At 55.3% G+C, this 16,285-nt stretch carries 16 protein-coding genes; 11 read left to right on the top strand and 5 right to left on the bottom strand.

All coding sequences use genetic code 11. The annotated features are described in order from the left end of the window. Positions 1 to 79 precede the first annotated feature (79 nt). The 6 genes from folE (at position 80) to mglC (ending at position 7,022) form a co-directional block, all read left to right on the top strand. The gene (gene folE / locus INF58_RS11110; RefSeq protein ID WP_193527683.1) at positions 80 to 748 is read left to right on the top strand and encodes a GTP cyclohydrolase I FolE; all 669 of its coding nucleotides are present in this window, start codon (positions 80 to 82) and stop codon (positions 746 to 748) included. A gap of 18 nt (positions 749 to 766) precedes the next feature. Further along, on the top strand, positions 767 to 1,924 hold the full coding sequence (gene yeiB, locus INF58_RS11115; protein ID WP_193527684.1) for a DUF418 domain-containing protein YeiB: 1,158 nt from the start codon (positions 767 to 769) through the stop codon (positions 1,922 to 1,924). Between the two features lie 155 nt (positions 1,925 to 2,079). Then, the gene (galS, locus tag INF58_RS11120; protein WP_063450318.1) at positions 2,080 to 3,102 is read left to right on the top strand and encodes an HTH-type transcriptional regulator GalS; all 1,023 of its coding nucleotides are present in this window, start codon (positions 2,080 to 2,082) and stop codon (positions 3,100 to 3,102) included. A 295-nt stretch (positions 3,103 to 3,397) separates the two neighbouring features. Next, a complete protein-coding gene (gene mglB / locus INF58_RS11125; RefSeq protein WP_063450317.1) occupies positions 3,398 to 4,396 on the top strand; it encodes a galactose/glucose ABC transporter substrate-binding protein MglB in 999 nt (332 codons plus the stop codon). A gap of 79 nt (positions 4,397 to 4,475) precedes the next feature. Beyond that, on the top strand, positions 4,476 to 5,996 hold the full coding sequence (gene mglA / locus INF58_RS11130; RefSeq protein WP_063450316.1) for a galactose/methyl galactoside ABC transporter ATP-binding protein MglA: 1,521 nt from the start codon (positions 4,476 to 4,478) through the stop codon (positions 5,994 to 5,996). 15 nt (positions 5,997 to 6,011) lie between these two features. Further along, a complete protein-coding gene (gene mglC, locus INF58_RS11135) occupies positions 6,012 to 7,022 on the top strand; it encodes a galactose/methyl galactoside ABC transporter permease MglC (protein ID WP_003859318.1) in 1,011 nt (336 codons plus the stop codon). Between the two features lie 127 nt (positions 7,023 to 7,149). Here the strand turns inward: mglC and sanA are convergent, their stop codons facing one another. The 4 genes from sanA to INF58_RS11155 all read right to left on the bottom strand — a co-directional run bounded on the left by sanA (position 7,150) and on the right by INF58_RS11155 (position 10,088). Continuing rightward, positions 7,150 to 7,860 carry an outer membrane permeability protein SanA gene (gene sanA, locus INF58_RS11140; RefSeq protein ID WP_063450315.1) on the bottom strand — a complete coding sequence of 237 codons (711 nt, stop codon included), beginning with the start codon at positions 7,858 to 7,860 and terminating at the stop codon, positions 7,150 to 7,152. Positions 7,861 to 7,987: 127 nt separating this feature from the next. Beyond that, positions 7,988 to 8,872 carry a cytidine deaminase gene (gene cdd, locus INF58_RS11145; protein WP_193527685.1) on the bottom strand — a complete coding sequence of 295 codons (885 nt, stop codon included), beginning with the start codon at positions 8,870 to 8,872 and terminating at the stop codon, positions 7,988 to 7,990. Positions 8,873 to 9,000: 128 nt separating this feature from the next. Further along, the gene (locus INF58_RS11150) at positions 9,001 to 9,696 is read right to left on the bottom strand and encodes a CidB/LrgB family autolysis modulator (RefSeq protein ID WP_063450313.1); all 696 of its coding nucleotides are present in this window, start codon (positions 9,694 to 9,696) and stop codon (positions 9,001 to 9,003) included. Beyond that, positions 9,693 to 10,088: a CidA/LrgA family protein gene (locus tag INF58_RS11155; protein ID WP_193527686.1), complete on the bottom strand. Its 396-nt coding sequence runs from the start codon at positions 10,086 to 10,088 to the stop codon at positions 9,693 to 9,695. Before INF58_RS11155 ends, INF58_RS11150 begins: the two co-directional genes overlap by 4 nt. Positions 10,089 to 10,256: 168 nt before the next feature. Here INF58_RS11155 and dusC point away from each other — a divergent pair, with 168 nt between their 5' ends. From dusC to INF58_RS11170, 3 genes are all read left to right on the top strand, one after another. Then, complete coding sequence (gene dusC, locus INF58_RS11160) at positions 10,257 to 11,192, top strand: tRNA dihydrouridine(16) synthase DusC (protein ID WP_063450311.1); 936 nt, start codon at positions 10,257 to 10,259, stop codon at positions 11,190 to 11,192. Positions 11,193 to 11,526: 334 nt separating this feature from the next. Next, the gene (gene mdtQ / locus INF58_RS11165; protein ID WP_193527687.1) at positions 11,527 to 12,945 is read left to right on the top strand and encodes a multidrug resistance outer membrane protein MdtQ; all 1,419 of its coding nucleotides are present in this window, start codon (positions 11,527 to 11,529) and stop codon (positions 12,943 to 12,945) included. A 50-nt stretch (positions 12,946 to 12,995) separates the two neighbouring features. Further along, positions 12,996 to 13,760, top strand: coding sequence for an SDR family oxidoreductase (locus INF58_RS11170; RefSeq protein ID WP_074177786.1), 765 nt, complete (start codon positions 12,996 to 12,998; stop codon positions 13,758 to 13,760). Positions 13,761 to 13,811: 51 nt separating this feature from the next. Here INF58_RS11170 and INF58_RS11175 read toward each other — a convergent pair whose 3' ends face one another. Beyond that, entirely contained in the window at positions 13,812 to 14,384 is a 573-nt protein-coding gene (locus INF58_RS11175) for a DedA family protein (protein ID WP_193527688.1), read from the bottom strand. Between the two features lie 157 nt (positions 14,385 to 14,541). On the opposite strand from INF58_RS11175, the gene INF58_RS11180 reads away from it, so the two are divergent. Then, positions 14,542 to 15,129 carry a Yip1 family protein gene (locus INF58_RS11180; RefSeq protein ID WP_193035489.1) on the top strand — a complete coding sequence of 196 codons (588 nt, stop codon included), beginning with the start codon at positions 14,542 to 14,544 and terminating at the stop codon, positions 15,127 to 15,129. A 167-nt stretch (positions 15,130 to 15,296) separates the two neighbouring features. Next, positions 15,297 to 16,220: a D-alanyl-D-alanine endopeptidase gene (gene pbpG, locus INF58_RS11185; RefSeq protein WP_063868315.1), complete on the top strand. Its 924-nt coding sequence runs from the start codon at positions 15,297 to 15,299 to the stop codon at positions 16,218 to 16,220. Positions 16,221 to 16,285: the final 65 nt, after the last annotated feature.

Below are 16,285 nucleotides of genomic sequence, written 5' to 3' on the forward strand. Positions count from 1 at the left end.
TGTGCGTCGCCTCACGCACAATGAGCGCACACTTTTGCCACAACGAGGGCAAAAGACGCCACACCTGCAGGAGAAAAGAATGCCATCACTCAGTAAAGAAGCAGCCCTTGTCCATGAAGCGCTGGTTGCGCGCGGTCTTGAAACGCCACTGCGCCCGCCCGTGCAGGAGCTGGACAATGTTACCCGCAAGAATCTGATCGCCGGCCATATGACGGAGATCATGCAACTGCTGAATCTCGATCTGAGCGACGACAGCCTGATGGAGACGCCGCACCGCATCGCGAAAATGTACGTCGACGAAATTTTCTCCGGCCTGGATTACGCGAACTTCCCGAAAATTACCGTCATTGAAAACAAGATGAAGGTTGATGAGATGGTGACGGTACGCGATATCACGCTGACCAGCACCTGCGAGCATCACTTTGTGACGATCGACGGTAAAGCGACGGTGGCTTATATTCCAAAAGATACGGTTATTGGCCTGTCCAAAATCAACCGCATCGTGCAGTTCTTCGCCCAGCGTCCGCAGGTGCAGGAACGTCTGACGCAGCAGATCCTGATCGCGCTACAAACCCTGCTGGGTACCAACAACGTGGCGGTGTCCATCGACGCGGTGCACTACTGCGTGAAAGCTCGCGGCGTGCGTGATGCCACCAGCGCGACCACCACCACCTCGCTGGGCGGCCTGTTCAAATCGAGCCAGAACACCCGCCAGGAGTTCCTGCGCGCCGTGCGTCACCACAACTAATCAGACAGGGCAGGGACCATGGAGCGAAACGTCACGCTCGATTTTGTTCGCGGCGTCGCCATTCTCGGTATCCTGCTGCTGAATATCAGCGCCTTCGGTCTGCCGAAGGCCGCCTATCTGAATCCTGCGTGGTATGGCGACATCACGCGCAGCGATGCCTGGACGTGGGCAATTCTCGACCTCTTCGCTCAGGTGAAATTCCTGACCCTCTTTGCGCTTCTTTTTGGCGCCGGACTTCAGCTTCTCCTTAAACGCGGTACGCGCTGGATCCAGTCGCGCTTAACGCTGCTGGTCATCCTCGGCTTTATTCACGGGCTGCTTTTCTGGGACGGCGATATTCTGCTCGCATATGGCCTGGTAGGCCTTATTTGCTGGCGGCTGATCCGCGACGCGCCCGGCGTAAAAAGCCTGTTTAATACCGGCGTGATGCTCTATGTCATGGGGCTGGCCGTGCTGCTGCTGCTCGGCATGATTGCCGATGGCGCTACCAGTCGGTCGTGGATCCCGGATGCGGCCAACCTGCAATATGAGCAGTTCTGGAAGCTGAAAGGCGGCATGGAGGCGATCGGCAACCGGGCCGATATGCTCGGCGATAACCTGCTGGCGCTGGGCGCGCAATACGGCTGGCAGCTGGCGGGGATGATGCTGATGGGCGCAGCCCTAATGCGCACCGGCTGGCTGAAAGGGGAGTTTAGCCTGCGACACTATCGTCGTACGGGCGCAGGGCTGGTGCTGCTCGGCGTGATCGTCAACCTCCCGGCGGTGATTATGCAGTGGCATCTTCACTGGGATTACCGCTGGTGTGCGTTCCTGCTTCAGGTACCGCGCGAGCTGAGCGCGCCGTTCCAGACTATCGGCTATGCGGCGTTGATTTACGGCTTCTGGCCGCGGCTCTCCCGCCTGTGGATCGTCAGCGCGGTGGCCTGCGTTGGACGGATGGCGTTAAGCAATTACATTCTGCAAACCCTGATTTGCACCACGCTTTTCTACCGATTCGGCCTGTTTATGAAATTCGACCGCCTGACGCTGCTGGTGTTTGTTATTCCGGTCTGGATTGTTAACGTAGTGTTTTCCGTTGTCTGGCTGCGCTATTTCCGCCAGGGCCCGCTGGAGTGGGCATGGCGCCAGCTAACCGCCCTTGCGTCGGGTACATCATTACGTAATACATCCAGATAACGATCTGGATCACAATCATTAACAAAACGGATGTAAGCGTTTTCATCTGTGTGAGCTTCTTCACGTAGTCTCCTCTCTCTCGCTGCCAGAATAGCCACCTTGCTAAACACAGGGGGTGTCTGTGAGTTGCTGCAATCCTTTAAAGGATGGTGAATATGATCACCATTCGTGACGTCGCCCGCCAGGCGGGTGTTTCTGTTGCTACCGTCTCCCGCGTGCTGAACAACAGCGCGCTGGTCAGCCCTGAAACGCGTGAAACCGTAATGAAAGCCGTGACCCAGCTGGGGTACCGGCCAAACGCCAACGCGCAGGCGCTGGCGACGCAGGTTAGCGATACCATTGGCGTAGTCGTGATGGACGTGTCGGACGCCTTCTTCGGCGCGCTGGTCAAAGCGGTGGACGTTGTTGCCCAGCAGCACCAGAAATACGTGCTGATTGGCAACAGCTATCACGAGGCTGAGAAAGAGCGCTATGCCATTGAGGTACTGATCCGCCAGCGCTGTAACGCCCTGATTGTGCACTCTAAAGCCCTGAGCGATGAGGAGCTGGCCGGGTTTATGGAGCAGATCCCCGGTATGGTGCTGATCAACCGCATCGTCCCCGGTTACGCGCACCGCTGCGTCGGTCTGGATAACGTCAGCGGCGCAATGATGGCGACGCGTATGCTCATCAGCAACGGCCATCAGCGCATTGGCTACCTGGCTTCCAGCCACGGTATTGAAGACGACATGATGCGCCGCGAAGGCTGGCAAAATGCCCTGAAAGAGCAGGGGATTGCGCCCCTGGAAAGCTGGGTCGGCACCGGTTCGCCGGACATGCAGGGCGGTGAAGCGGCAATGGTTGAACTGCTGGGGCGTAACCTTCAGCTATCAGCCGTGTTTGCCTATAACGACAGCATGGCGGCAGGTGCGCTTACCGCGCTGAAAGACAATGGCATTGCGGTGCCACAGCATTTATCGCTGATCGGTTTTGATGATATCCCCATTGCCCGTTACACCGATCCGCAGCTGACAACGGTACGTTATCCCATTGCGTCGATGGCGAAACTGGCGACAGAGCTGGCGTTACAGGGGGCGGCCGGGCTGTTAGATCCTGACGCAACGCATTGTTTTATGCCGACTTTAGTACGCCGCCATTCGGTCGCTATTCGGCAAACTGTGGCTCCGATCACTAACTGATAACATCACGTGATGTAACCGTTTTCAATCTGTGAGTAAATTCACAGTATCTTAACAAACCGCTGTCTATGATGTCAGCGTTTTAGGGGCTGAAACACAATGTAACGGTGATTATTCACTTTTACCGTTGCCAGAACGCCTCAGACAACGAATAAAACGCATTTCTGGAGCGTTACCGAACACGGAAGCTGGACATTTTATAAGTGAACGTCGGCGATCAGTAACGTTTTATTAACATCTGCCCGCCTGCCGTTTTTCACCAGAACTACCCTGCATAAAAAAAACCGGAGATACCATGAATAAGAAGGTGTTGACTCTGTCTGCTGTCATGGCAAGCATGCTTTTTGGCGCAGCAGCCCACGCTGCGGATACCCGTATTGGCGTGACTATCTATAAATACGACGACAACTTCATGTCCGTTGTGCGCAAAGCAATTGAAAAAGATGCTAAATCAGCGCCAGACGTACAGCTGCTGATGAATGACTCCCAGAACGACCAGTCCAAACAGAACGATCAGATTGACGTTCTGCTGGCAAAAGGCGTGAAAGCGCTGGCTATTAACCTGGTTGACCCGGCCGCAGCAGGCACGGTTATCGAGAAAGCGCGCGGCCAGAACGTGCCAATCGTCTTCTTCAACAAAGAACCTTCCCGTAAGGCGCTGGACAGCTACGATAAAGCGTATTACGTGGGTACTGACTCCAAAGAGTCCGGTATTATCCAGGGCGATCTGATTGCGAAACATTGGGCAGCAAACCCGAACTGGGACCTGAACAAAGACGGTCAGGTGCAGTTCGTTCTGCTGAAAGGCGAGCCGGGCCACCCGGATGCTGAAGCCCGTACCACCTACGTCATCAAAGAGCTGAACGACAAAGGCCTGAAAACCCAGCAGCTGGCGTTAGATACCGCGATGTGGGACACCGCTCAGGCGAAAGATAAGATGGACGCGTGGCTCTCTGGCCCGAACGCGAACAAAATTGAAGTGGTCATCGCCAACAACGACGCGATGGCTATGGGCGCCGTTGAAGCGCTGAAGGCACACAACAAATCCGCCATTCCTGTCTTCGGTGTGGATGCTCTGCCAGAAGCGCTGGCGCTGGTGAAATCTGGCGCAATGGCCGGTACCGTGCTGAACGATGCTAACAACCAGGCGAAAGCCACCTTCGATCTGGCGAAAAACCTGGCCGACGGTAAAGGTGCCGCTGACGGAACTAACTGGAAAATTGAAAATAAAATCGTTCGCGTTCCTTACGTGGGCGTAGACCAGTCCAACCTGGCTGAGTTTATCGGTAAATAAGATTTTCGTTTTGTCTTCACTGGGCGCAATTCGTTGCGCCCTTTTATAACGCGATATGCGAGGCCAACAAGGTATAATTATGGTCAGCACAACTACTCAGCCGTCCGGTGAATACTTACTGGAAATGACCGGTGTCAACAAGTCATTCCCCGGGGTTAAGGCACTCGATAATGTTAATTTAAAAGTTCGTCCTCACTCTATTCATGCGTTAATGGGTGAAAACGGTGCGGGTAAATCAACATTATTAAAATGCCTTTTTGGGATCTATCAAAAAGATTCCGGCAGTATTCTTTTTCAGGGAAAAGAGATCGATTTCCATTCAGCGAAAGAAGCGCTGGAAAACGGTATCTCAATGGTTCACCAGGAGTTAAACCTGGTTCTGCAACGTTCGGTTATGGATAATATGTGGTTGGGCCGCTATCCAACCAAAGGTGTCTTTGTCGATCAGGATAAAATGTATCGCGACACCAAAGCCATTTTTGATGAGCTGGATATTGATATCGACCCGCGCGCACGCGTCGGGACATTATCGGTTTCCCAGATGCAGATGATCGAAATTGCCAAAGCGTTCTCCTATGATGCCAAAATCGTGATCATGGACGAACCAACGTCGTCATTAACGGAAAAAGAGGTTAATCACCTTTTTACCATTATTCGTAAGCTGAAAGATCGCGGCTGCGGCATTGTCTATATCTCACATAAAATGGAAGAGATCTTCCAGCTGTGCGATGAAATCACCATTCTGCGCGACGGCCAGTGGATTGCCACCCAGCCGCTGGAAGGACTGGACATGGACAAGATCATCGCCATGATGGTCGGTCGTTCTCTGAACCAGCGCTTCCCGGATAAAGAAAACAAGCCAGGCGAAGTGATTCTGGAGGTGCGTAACCTGACCTCGCTGCGTCAGCCGTCCATTCGTGATGTCTCTTTCGATCTGCACAAGGGTGAGATTCTGGGCATCGCAGGGCTGGTAGGCGCGAAGCGCACCGATATCGTAGAAACCCTGTTTGGCATCCGTGAAAAGTCGGGCGGCACCATTACGCTGCACGGCAAGAAAATTAATAACCACAACGCTAACGAAGCCATTAATCATGGTTTTGCGCTGGTGACGGAAGAGCGCCGCTCGACCGGCATTTATGCGTATCTCGATATTAACTTTAACTCGTTGATTTCGAATATCCGTAACTACAAAAGTAAAATCGGCCTGCTGGATAATTCCCGTATGAAGAGCGATACCCAGTGGGTGATTGACTCCATGCGCGTGAAAACGCCGGGGCACCGCACGCAAATCGGTTCACTCTCGGGAGGGAACCAGCAGAAGGTTATTATCGGTCGCTGGTTATTGACCCAGCCTGAGATCCTGATGCTGGATGAACCTACGCGCGGTATCGACGTTGGTGCAAAATTTGAGATTTACCAGCTGATCGCGGAGCTGGCCAAAAAAGATAAAGGGATCATTATTATTTCTTCCGAAATGCCGGAATTGTTAGGGATCACAGACCGTATTCTGGTTATGAGCAATGGTCTCGTTGCCGGTATTGTTGACACCAAAACGACAACGCAAAACGAAATTTTGCGTCTTGCGTCTTTGCACCTTTAAGATCAGGGGCTCCTCATGAGTGCGTTAAATAAAAAAAGTTTTCTCACTTATCTGAAAGAAGGCGGTATTTACGTTGTTCTTTTAGTCTTGCTGGCAATTATTATTTTCCAGGACCCTACGTTCTTAAGTCTGCTGAACTTGAGTAACATTCTGACCCAGTCTTCCGTGCGTATTATTATCGCGTTGGGCGTGGCGGGGCTTATCGTTACCCAGGGGACTGACCTTTCGGCAGGGCGCCAGGTCGGTCTGGCGGCGGTCATTGCGGCGACCCTGTTGCAGTCGATGGAAAACGCCAACAAGGTATTCCCGGAGATGGCGACCATGCCGATTTTCGTGGTGATCCTGATTGTGTGCGCCATCGGCGCGGTGATCGGCCTGATTAACGGCATCATCATTGCTTACCTGAACGTGACGCCATTCATCACCACGTTGGGTACGATGATCATCGTTTACGGTATTAACTCCCTGTACTACGATTTCGTCGGCGCGTCCCCGATCTCTGGCTTCGACAGCGGCTTCTCTACCTTCACGCAGGGGTTTGTTGCGCTGGGCAGCTTCCGTCTCTCCTATATCACCTTCTATGCGCTGATTGCGGTGGCGTTCGTCTGGATCCTGTGGAACAAAACCCGCTTCGGTAAAAACATTTTCGCCATCGGCGGCAACCCGGAAGCGGCGAAAGTCTCCGGGGTCAACGTTGCGCTGAACCTGCTGATGATTTATGCCCTGTCCGGCGTGTTCTATGCCTTTGGCGGGATGCTGGAAGCGGGCCGTATCGGCTCTGCGACCAACAACCTCGGCTTTATGTACGAACTGGATGCGATTGCGGCCTGCGTGGTCGGCGGGGTCTCCTTCAGCGGCGGCGTGGGTACCGTGCTGGGCGTGGTGACCGGTGTGATCATCTTCACCGTAATCAACTATGGCCTGACCTACATCGGCGTGAACCCGTACTGGCAGTACATTATCAAGGGCGCGATCATCATCTTCGCGGTTGCCCTGGATTCACTGAAGTACGCGCGTAAGAAGTAAGTTCTTCAGAATGAAAAGGCCCGCTCACGTAGCGGGCCTTTTTTTGCCCGGTGGCGCGACGCTTACCGGGCCTACAAAATCGCGATCGTAGGTCGGGTAAGGCGAAGCCGCCACCCGACATCAGTTATTACTTCTTCTGCATTTCCAGCAGCTGCTCCGGCGTCACCGCCGGATAACCTTGCGCATTTTCAGGCACTTCATGCATCGCCGGGATTGGCACCAGCGGGCCTAAGAAGCGCGGTTCACGCTTGAACAGGTACAGGTCAGCCAGCGCGCCAAAACGGGCGCCAAACTCGCGTACGCGTACGCTCAGCATATCTTTTGGCGACGGCACGGCGTAGCACTGGGCCTGGATCCCCATATGCAGGGCGATAAACAACGCCCGCTCACAGTGGAAACGCTGGGTGATGATGATGAAATCGTTGGTGTCGAACACCTTGCGGGTACGCACGATGGAATCAAGGGTGCGGAATCCGGCGTAGTCGAGCACGATATCGGCCGGGTCGACGCCTGCGGCAATCAAATCTTTGCGCATCGTCACCGGCTCGTTATAGCTTTGCAGGGCGTTATCGCCGCTTAACAGCAGATAGTTCACCTTGCCGCTGTTGTAGGCGTTCAGTGCGCCCTGAATACGGTATCGGTAATACTGATTGATGACGCCGGTGCGGTAATACTTGGCGGTACCAAGCACGACGCCAACCTGACGGTAGGGAAGGTCCTGAAGATCGTCAAAAATGTAGGGGGCTGTTTTCCAGCTCATCCAGCGGTCGAGACCCAGCACGATCAACAGCAGTATGCCGACCAGGACAGACAGGCTGTAAAACACGCGCTTTAACATGCAGATGGCTCGTACCGATGATGAAATTTCCCTCAGGCTACTGTACCCGCCTGGTTAGCGCAAGAAACAGCGAATCAACTGAGGGGTTTTTCGTCAGACTGGCGGGCATTTCTGCCCGCCGGGACGATCAGGCAAGCAGCACGCGGTCGATGGTTGAACAGCCCAGCGCTTTCAGCGTGGCTGCGGTTGCGTCCCACTGGATCAGCGGCGCATCGGCAATTTCAGCCAGGATCGCGCGCTGAATATCCGGATAGTCATACCCGTTCAGGCTGAGCAGGTTCAGTGCGCCCTGTAGCGGAGGCAGCGTCGGGTTGAACGCGGCATTCTCAGCATAGCTCCCGGTGAAGATGCGACCGTCGCGGCACTGAAGGGCGACACCGCTTGGGGATTTACTGTACGGCGTGTGGCTTTTGTTGGCGGCAGCAATGGCCGCTTCGCTGAGCGCATCCCCAGAGAGCGCATATCCGTGGTTCTGCTCGTCCATCAGCAGGGTTTTGATCCCAAGATCTTTCGGGCCGAAAGCGTCGGGCAGGTAATCGCCCAGCGTATGCGGCGCGCGGCCCGGCAGGTTGATACGCAGTTCCAGCCCGCTGTTCAGCTCATTCATAAACTGGCGGCAGTGGCCGCAAGGGGTGTAGTTGACGGTAATGGCGCGCAGGGCTTTTTCACCGCGCAGCCAGGCATGACTGATAGCGCTCTGCTCCGCGTGAACGGTTTGCTGCATGGTCGCACCGAGAAACTCCATATTCCCGCCGAAGTACCAGGTCCCGCTTACGCCGCGCGCAATCGCGCCTACGTTAAAATGGGAAAGGTCTGCGCGGGCGCAGGCAGCTGCCAGCGGCAGCAGGGCGAAAGCCAGCGCGTCTTCGTCCAGCCCCGTTGCCTGCTTAAGCGTCGTGACCTGATCTGCCGTCAGCAGGGCGGGGAAATGCGCATCCGCCAGAACCGGAGCCAGGGCTGATTGCAAATTCTCTGCAAGCTGAGAGAAAGCAGCTTGAAAACGTGGATGCATGACGTTGCCTCATCAAGGTTAATGGATCGGTAGTGTACGGAGCCGAACGGCCTTTATATGTGATCCAAATCTCATTATGTGTGCAACTTATGAAATGAAAATGAAATTTGCGCGACGCATCGCAAATTTTAGCCCATCACGGCCAGAATAATCGGGAAGATGAACGGCGCGACCAGGGAAGTAATAATCCCGCAAATCACCAGCGCCAGCGAGCTGAATGCCCCTTCCTGATAATCCAGTTCCGCACAGCGTGCGGTGCCCAGCGCGTGCGAGGCGGTACCCATCGCCAGACCGCGCGCCGCTTTGGTGCGTATTTTCATGATGTTCAGCAGCGTATGGCCAAACACCGCCCCCAGGATACCGACAAAAATCACGCATACGGCGCTAATGGCCGGGATGCCTCCGATGCTGCCGCCCACGGCCATGGCGATCGGCGTGGTCACGGATTTCGGCAGAATAGAGGCGGCAATCTGCGGCGACGCGCCCATCAACAGGGCCACTGACGTGCCGGTGATCATCGCCACCAGGCTACCCACAAAGCAGATGGTGATGATGGACTTCCAGCGCGCGCGGATCTGATGCAGTTGCTCATATAAAGGAAACGCCAGCGCCACCACGGCAGGCTGCAATAAATCGTTGAGGATTTTGCTCCCGGCGAAGTAACGTTCATAAGGAATGCCGGTGAACAGCAGAAAAGGAATGATCACCACCATGGCGACCAGCAGCGGGTTCAGCAGCGGCATTTTAAAACGAACCGCAAGCTTACGGGCAGCGAAGAACACCGCCAGGGTTAACGGCAGGGACCACCAGATATTTTCCATCATTTTTTTGTTTTCTCCCCAACCACTTTACGTTCGCCATGCACAATATGTGAGCTCCAGCTGACCACCAGAAAAACCACCAGCGTACTGATGGCGCAGGAGACGACTATCGGGCCGAATTGCGCTTTAAGCACATCGTAATACTGCATAACCCCAACGCCGATAGGCACAAAAAGCAGGGCCATATAGCGAATGAGAACGAAGCACCCCGGGTTGACCCATTTCGCGGGCAGCACCTGTAATGCCAGCAGCACAAAGAGGATCAGCATGCCGATAATGCTGCCGGGTATGGTAATCGGCAGCAGCGACGCGATAAAAATGCCGGCGTACAGGCAGGCATAAATCAGGACGAAGGCCCGAAGGTATTGCCAGATAATATTCAGTGATTTGCTCATGGTGAAAGTCCTTGCTGAGACGTATTCATCATACAATTAAACCTGAAAATGTGCCACGGATCACAACATGAATTTTGAGCATAACAGACATTCCTGAATGGAACGCCGGGCTTTCCACAGTCATAGAGAGCAGCTACTATAGCGCGTCTTTTTTCACAGGTACTCAGAATGCGTGTTTTACTGGCCCCGATGGAAGGCGTGCTCGACTCGCTCGTGCGCGAGCTGCTGACCGAGGTGAACGATTACGATCTCTGCGTGACGGAGTTCTTGCGCGTGGTCGATATGTTGCTGCCAGAAAAATCATTTTATCGCCTCTGCCCGGAGCTGCATCGTCAGAGCCGCACCCCCTCCGGTACGCTGGTGCGCATTCAGCTGCTCGGTCAGTATCCTGAGTGGCTGGCTGAAAACGCCGCCCGCGCGGTCGCGCTTGGCTCGTACGGCGTCGACCTTAACTGCGGCTGTCCGTCAAAGCTGGTTAACGGCAGCGGCGGCGGGGCAACGTTGCTCAAGGATCCGGAGCTGATTTATCGCGGCGCAAAGGCCATGCGTGAGGCGGTGCCATCGCATCTGCCGGTGACGGTCAAAGTGCGTCTGGGATGGGACAGCGGGGATAAGCAGTTTGAAATTGCCGATGCGGTGCAGCAGGCGGGCGCCACCGAGCTGGTGGTGCACGGGCGTACCAAAGAGGATGGCTACAAAGCCGAGCGCATTAACTGGCAGGCGATTGGCGAGATCCGCAAACGCCTTACCATTCCCGTTATCGCCAACGGCGAAATCTGGGATTACGAGAGCGCACAGGCGTGTCTGAAAGCCACCGGCTGTGATGCGGTGATGATTGGACGCGGCGCGCTGAACGTGCCGAACCTCAGCCGGGTGGTGAAGTATAATGAGCCGCGTATGCCGTGGGCTGAGGTGGTGAAACTCCTGCAAAAATACACGCGGCTGGAAAAGCAGGGCGATACCGGGTTGTATCACGTTGCGCGTATCAAACAGTGGCTGAGCTATTTGCGTAAAGAGTACGGCGAAGCGCTGGGGTTATTTCAGGAGATCCGTACGCTACAGACGTCTGCGGATATTGCCCGCGTCATCCAGTCGAAGGGCTGAGCCTGGCGTGAATACCTTTGCCCGGCGCGGAGCCGGGCAGAAGAATCAGAAAATCATCTTGAATACGCCGGTTACCACCAGCAGCCCTATCAGAAATATAATCAAAATAACCCACAATAATATTTTCATTCGCCTCTCCTGCGTATGTCTGTCGTGAGTAAGTGTAGCAGCCAATTCATAACTAGCATGAATACATGATATTAAATCATTGTCTTGAGGAATAAATTTCCGGATATGAAAATGTATAACATTATGCGGATTGCCACGCGTTACTAAAAAACGGAACGCCAGTAAGCGTAAGTTGCGCCTTTATTTTTTTTGAGTGCATGGCGTAATGAAACGTTCCCTTACTTTATCTCTGAGTGCTCCCCTGATTTTTATGCTGGCCGCCTGTGCGCCGGAACATGCCACGGTATCACCAATTAAAACGCAAGCCACCGCCGCCGCTGTAAATACCCAGCTGAACCATGCCGACTGGCCGAAAAGCGAATGGTGGAAAGATTATAATGACCCCCAGCTCAACTCGCTTATCGCTAAAGCGATAGCGGATGCGCCGGATATGGAAATTGCCCGGCAGCGTATCACCCTGGCGGAAGCGCAGGCGAAAGCCGCTGTCGCCGCTGATGGCCCACAGCTGGACTTTTCCGCCGATGTTGAACGGCAAAAGATGTCGGCAGAGGGGCTGATGGGACCGTTCGCCCTGACCGACCCGGCGGCGGGAACAACCGGCCCCTGGTATACCAACGGCACCTTTGGCCTGACGGCGGGTTGGGATCTGGATTTATGGGGGAAAAATCGCGCCCAGATTGAGGCCCGCATTGGTAAAGTGAATGCGCAAAAAGCGGAGCTGGAGCAGACCCGCCAGCTGCTCGCCAGCAGCGTCGCGCGGCTGTACTGGGAATGGCAGACCGAGGCCGCCGTGGGTGATGTGCTCACGCAGATCAAACAGGAGCAGGAAAATATCATCGGCGCCGATCGTGAACTCTATCAGCACGGGATCACCTCCTCCGTAGAGGGCGTTGAAACGGATATTAATGCCAGCAAAACCGATGAACAGCTCGCTGACGTGCACGGCAAAATGAAGGCCATTGAGGCGCGTCTGAACGCGTTGACCAATACCCCTTCGATCACGCTCGCCCGGCATGCACTGCCTGACGTAGAGGCGTCGCTGCCTTCAACGCTTGGCTATGCGCTGCTGGCTCGCCGCCCGGATTTGCAGGAGGCGCACTGGTATATCGAAGCGTCCATGAGCGAAGTGGAGGCCGCCAAAGCCGCGTTCTATCCCGACATCAATTTGATGGCGTTCTTGCAGCAGGATGCGTTGCACCTGAGCGATCTGTTCCGTTCTTCCGCGCAGCAAATGGGCGTGACCGCGGGTCTGACGCTGCCAGTCTTTGACAGCGGTCGGTTAAATGCGAACCTGGATATCGCCCAGGCGCAGAACAACCTCTCCGTGGCGAACTACAACAAGGCCGTGGTGGAGGCGGTAAACCAGGTCGCCCGGACGGCGAGTGAAGTGGAAACCCTGACCGCCAAAAATCAGCACCAGCGGAAGGTCGAAAAAGACGTCGCACGCGTCGTTGGACTGGCGCAGGCGCGCTTCAGCGCGGGGATCATTGCCGGCTCCCGGGTGAGTGAAGCAAAAATTCCGGCGCTGAAAGAGCAGATTGCCGGATTAATGCTGCAAGGCCAGTACGTGGACGCCACGCTACAGCTCACGTCCGCGCTGGGCGGTGGATATCATCACAGCTAAAATCGCGCATTATCTATACTTACCTCTTTGCAGATTTTCAGGAGGTGAGTATGACGCGAGTCGCAATTGTTACCGCATCGGATTCAGGGATTGGTAAAACGACGGCCCTGATGCTGGCCGAACGTGGGTTTGATATCGGGGTGACCTGGCATTCAGATGAAAAAGGGGCGCTGGAAACCTGCCGTGAGGTTGAAGCGCGCGGTCAGCGTGCCGAGGCCATCCATCTCGACCTGGGCACGCTGCCGGAAGGCGCAAAGGCCATCGAAACGCTGATTTCCCGCTTCGGGCGGCTGGACGTGCTGGTTAACAATGCCGGGGCGATGAACAAAGCGCCTTTTCTGGAACTGTCGTTTGATGACTGGCGGAACATTTTCACCGTTGACGTGGACGGCGCGTTTCTCTGCTCGCAAATCGCGGCGCGTCAGATGGTGAAGCAGGGGGAAGGGGGGCGAATCGTGAACATCACCTCGGTTCATGAACATACGCCGCTGCCGGATGCCAGCGCCTACACCGCCGCAAAGCACGCTCTGGGCGGGTTAACCAAATCAATGGCGCTGGAACTGGTGCAGCATAAGATCCTGGTGAACGCCGTCGCCCCCGGTGCGATTGCCACGCCGATGAACGATATGGACGACAGCGAAGTTAAAGAGGGATCTATGCCGTCAATTCCGCTGGCGCGCCCCGGCCACACCAAAGAAATTGCCAGCCTGGTGGCCTGGCTATGCGACAGCGACGCCAGCTATACCACCGGACAGTCGTTTATCGTCGATGGCGGTTTTATGCTGGCGAATCCGCAGTTTAAGCCAGCGGAATAAGCATTCCCCTCACCCCGGGAGAGGACCGGGGTGAAGGGCAGCAGGCCGCACTCACTCTTCATCCCGGCGCTTTTCACGATGCTTCAGCCACAGCCGCACCCCAATCACCGCCACAACCACCAGGATCAACCACGCCCAGTGCTTCAGGTGCTGGTCAAGATTATGCAGCCACGGGCCAATCACTTCGCCACCCGCGTAGCCAAGCGTGGTGAAAATCAACGCCCAGGCAATCGCCCCGCTAATGTTCAGCGGCAGGAAAATTTTCGGCGGTAAGCGGCTCGCGCCAATCAGTATCGGGCCAATGATGCGAAAACCGTACATAAAGCGGGTGCCAATCACGAAAAGATAAGGATGTCGCTGGATCAGCCGCTGGGCGCGGCGAATTTTCTTCTGATGTTTAGCAAAACGGTGCAAAAGCGTCGGGCCAAAACGCAGCCCCAGAAAATAGAGCAGCTGATCGCCAATCATACCGCCCAATGCGACGGCGGCGACCACCAGCGGAAATTTCAGCAATCCCTGATGTGCGGCCACCCCGCCCAGCAGCGTGATGGTTTCGCCCTCTGCCACGCTGCCGATTACCAGCGCGGCGTATCCATATTGTTCAATAAGACCGTTGATATCCATTAAGTAAACGTCGTCTCCCTTACTGTGCCTGCGTTAATCATATACCCCATCCATCAACCGCGCGGCAATCAACGGAAATTTCCCACTGTACATAAAATAATCTAAAGCCTGCATTATACTTAAGCTATCGCTGACGGGCCGACAACAAGGGGGCGTTATGAACCATGTCTGGGGACTTTTCTCCCATCCCGATCGTGAAATGCAGGTGATCCGTAACGAGAACGAAACGGTCGCGCATCACTACACCCACCATGTCCTGCTGATGGCAGCGGTGCCGGTGATCTGCGCGTTTATAGGTACTACGCAAATCGGCTGGAACTTTGGTGACGGCACCGTGGTTCAGCTTTCCTGGTTTACCGGACTGTACATGGCCATTCTGTTCTATGGCCTGATGCTGGCCGGGGTAGCGGTGATGGGGCGGGTCATTCACTGGATGGCGCGTAACTATCCGCAGCGCCCGTCGCTGGCACACTGTATGGTCTTCGCCGGATACGTCGCGACCCCGCTGTTCTTAAGCGGTATTGTCGCGCTCTATCCACTGGTCTGGCTGTGCGCGCTGATCGGTACGGTAGCCCTCTTTTACACCGGTTATCTGCTGTATGTGGGGGTTCCCACCTTCCTGAATATCAATAAAGAAGAGGGCCTGAGCTTCTCCAGCTCAACGCTTGCCATCGGCGTGCTGGTCCTGGAGGCGCTACTGGCCCTGACGGTTATTCTCTGGGGTTATGGATACCGTCTCTTTTAAGTTCCCTGCATTGCTGGCGTAAATGCCAGCAATGCAGCATCTGGTCACGATTCTCCGCTGGCGACAAAGCACGGTGGCCGCTATGATGCCAAAGCCAGCCTGCGTTTATCCGTCGACGCAGGCGGTGTACGTCATCACGTGCGTGAATCATTATCAGAAGTCTCATCATGCTGAAATTCCGAGTGTCACTCCTTAGTCTTGCGCTGCTGTTCGGCGTGTCCGCTACCGCGCCAGCCATCGCCAAAACGCCCGCAGTCGCAACAACCGCTGCGCAACCCCAGATTGCCTCCGGCAGTGCGATGATCGTTGACCTGAACACCAACAAGGTCATCTACGCCAGCCACCCGGATCTGGTGCGCCCGATAGCCTCCATAACCAAAGTCATGACCGCGATGGTGGTGCTGGATGCACGACTGCCGCTGGACGAAAAGCTGAAAGTGGATATCAGCCACACGCCAGAGATGAAAGGGATCTACTCTCGCGTGCGTCTGAACAGTGAAATCAGCCGTAAAAATATGCTGCTTCTGGCGCTGATGTCCTCAGAAAACCGCGCGGCGGCGAGCCTCGCCCACCATTATCCAGGCGGTTACGACGCGTTTATCCGCGCGATGAACGCGAAAGCCAAATCGCTGGGGATGAAAAATACCCATTTCGTGGAGCCAACCGGCCTGTCGATCCATAACGTCTCGACGGCGCGTGACTTAACAAAGCTGCTGATCGCCAGCAAGCAATATCCGCTGATTGGTCAGCTCAGCACTACGCGTGAGGAGATGGCGACCTTCTCAAGCCCGGCGTATACGCTGCCGTTCCGCAACACTAACCATCTGGTGTATCGCGATAACTGGAATATTCAGCTAACCAAGACCGGATTCACCAATGCGGCAGGCCACTGCCTGGTGATGCGCACCGTGTTTAACGGTAAGCCGGTGGCGCTGGTGGTGATGGATGCCTTCGGCAAATACACCCACTTTGCGGATGCGAGCCGCCTGCGAACCTGGATTGAGACAGGGAAAGTGCAGCCGGTGCCGGCTTCAGCACTGGCGTATAAGAAGCAGAAAGCGGAACAGATGGCGACGGCGCAGAACGACTGAGCCATTCGCGTGTGCCGGGTGGCGGCTTCGCCTTACCCGGCCTACAGCGGCCTCGACACGTAGGC

Origin of the sequence: Enterobacter cloacae complex sp. P24RS, assembly GCF_014982165.1 — a bacterium.
Lineage (GTDB): Bacteria > Pseudomonadota > Gammaproteobacteria > Enterobacterales > Enterobacteriaceae > Enterobacter > Enterobacter quasihormaechei.

What these genes read in the sequence shown, in the direction of transcription:
- folE (WP_193527683.1), top strand. Translation starts at nt 80, where the DNA reads ATGCCATCACTCAGTAAAGAAGCAGCCCTTGTCCATGAAGCGCTGGTT.
- yeiB (WP_193527684.1), top strand. Translation starts at nt 767, where the DNA reads ATGGAGCGAAACGTCACGCTCGATTTTGTTCGCGGCGTCGCCATTCTC.
- galS (WP_063450318.1), top strand. Translation starts at nt 2,080, where the DNA reads ATGATCACCATTCGTGACGTCGCCCGCCAGGCGGGTGTTTCTGTTGCT.
- mglB (WP_063450317.1), top strand. Translation starts at nt 3,398, where the DNA reads ATGAATAAGAAGGTGTTGACTCTGTCTGCTGTCATGGCAAGCATGCTT.
- mglA (WP_063450316.1), top strand. Translation starts at nt 4,476, where the DNA reads ATGGTCAGCACAACTACTCAGCCGTCCGGTGAATACTTACTGGAAATG.
- mglC (WP_003859318.1), top strand. Translation starts at nt 6,012, where the DNA reads ATGAGTGCGTTAAATAAAAAAAGTTTTCTCACTTATCTGAAAGAAGGC.
- sanA (WP_063450315.1), bottom strand. Translation starts at nt 7,860, where the DNA reads ATGTTAAAGCGCGTGTTTTACAGCCTGTCTGTCCTGGTCGGCATACTG.
- cdd (WP_193527685.1), bottom strand. Translation starts at nt 8,872, where the DNA reads ATGCATCCACGTTTTCAAGCTGCTTTCTCTCAGCTTGCAGAGAATTTG.
- INF58_RS11150 (WP_063450313.1), bottom strand. Translation starts at nt 9,696, where the DNA reads ATGATGGAAAATATCTGGTGGTCCCTGCCGTTAACCCTGGCGGTGTTC.
- INF58_RS11155 (WP_193527686.1), bottom strand. Translation starts at nt 10,088, where the DNA reads ATGAGCAAATCACTGAATATTATCTGGCAATACCTTCGGGCCTTCGTC.
- dusC (WP_063450311.1), top strand. Translation starts at nt 10,257, where the DNA reads ATGCGTGTTTTACTGGCCCCGATGGAAGGCGTGCTCGACTCGCTCGTG.
- mdtQ (WP_193527687.1), top strand. Translation starts at nt 11,527, where the DNA reads ATGAAACGTTCCCTTACTTTATCTCTGAGTGCTCCCCTGATTTTTATG.
- INF58_RS11170 (WP_074177786.1), top strand. Translation starts at nt 12,996, where the DNA reads ATGACGCGAGTCGCAATTGTTACCGCATCGGATTCAGGGATTGGTAAA.
- INF58_RS11175 (WP_193527688.1), bottom strand. Translation starts at nt 14,384, where the DNA reads ATGGATATCAACGGTCTTATTGAACAATATGGATACGCCGCGCTGGTA.
- INF58_RS11180 (WP_193035489.1), top strand. Translation starts at nt 14,542, where the DNA reads ATGAACCATGTCTGGGGACTTTTCTCCCATCCCGATCGTGAAATGCAG.
- pbpG (WP_063868315.1), top strand. Translation starts at nt 15,297, where the DNA reads ATGCTGAAATTCCGAGTGTCACTCCTTAGTCTTGCGCTGCTGTTCGGC.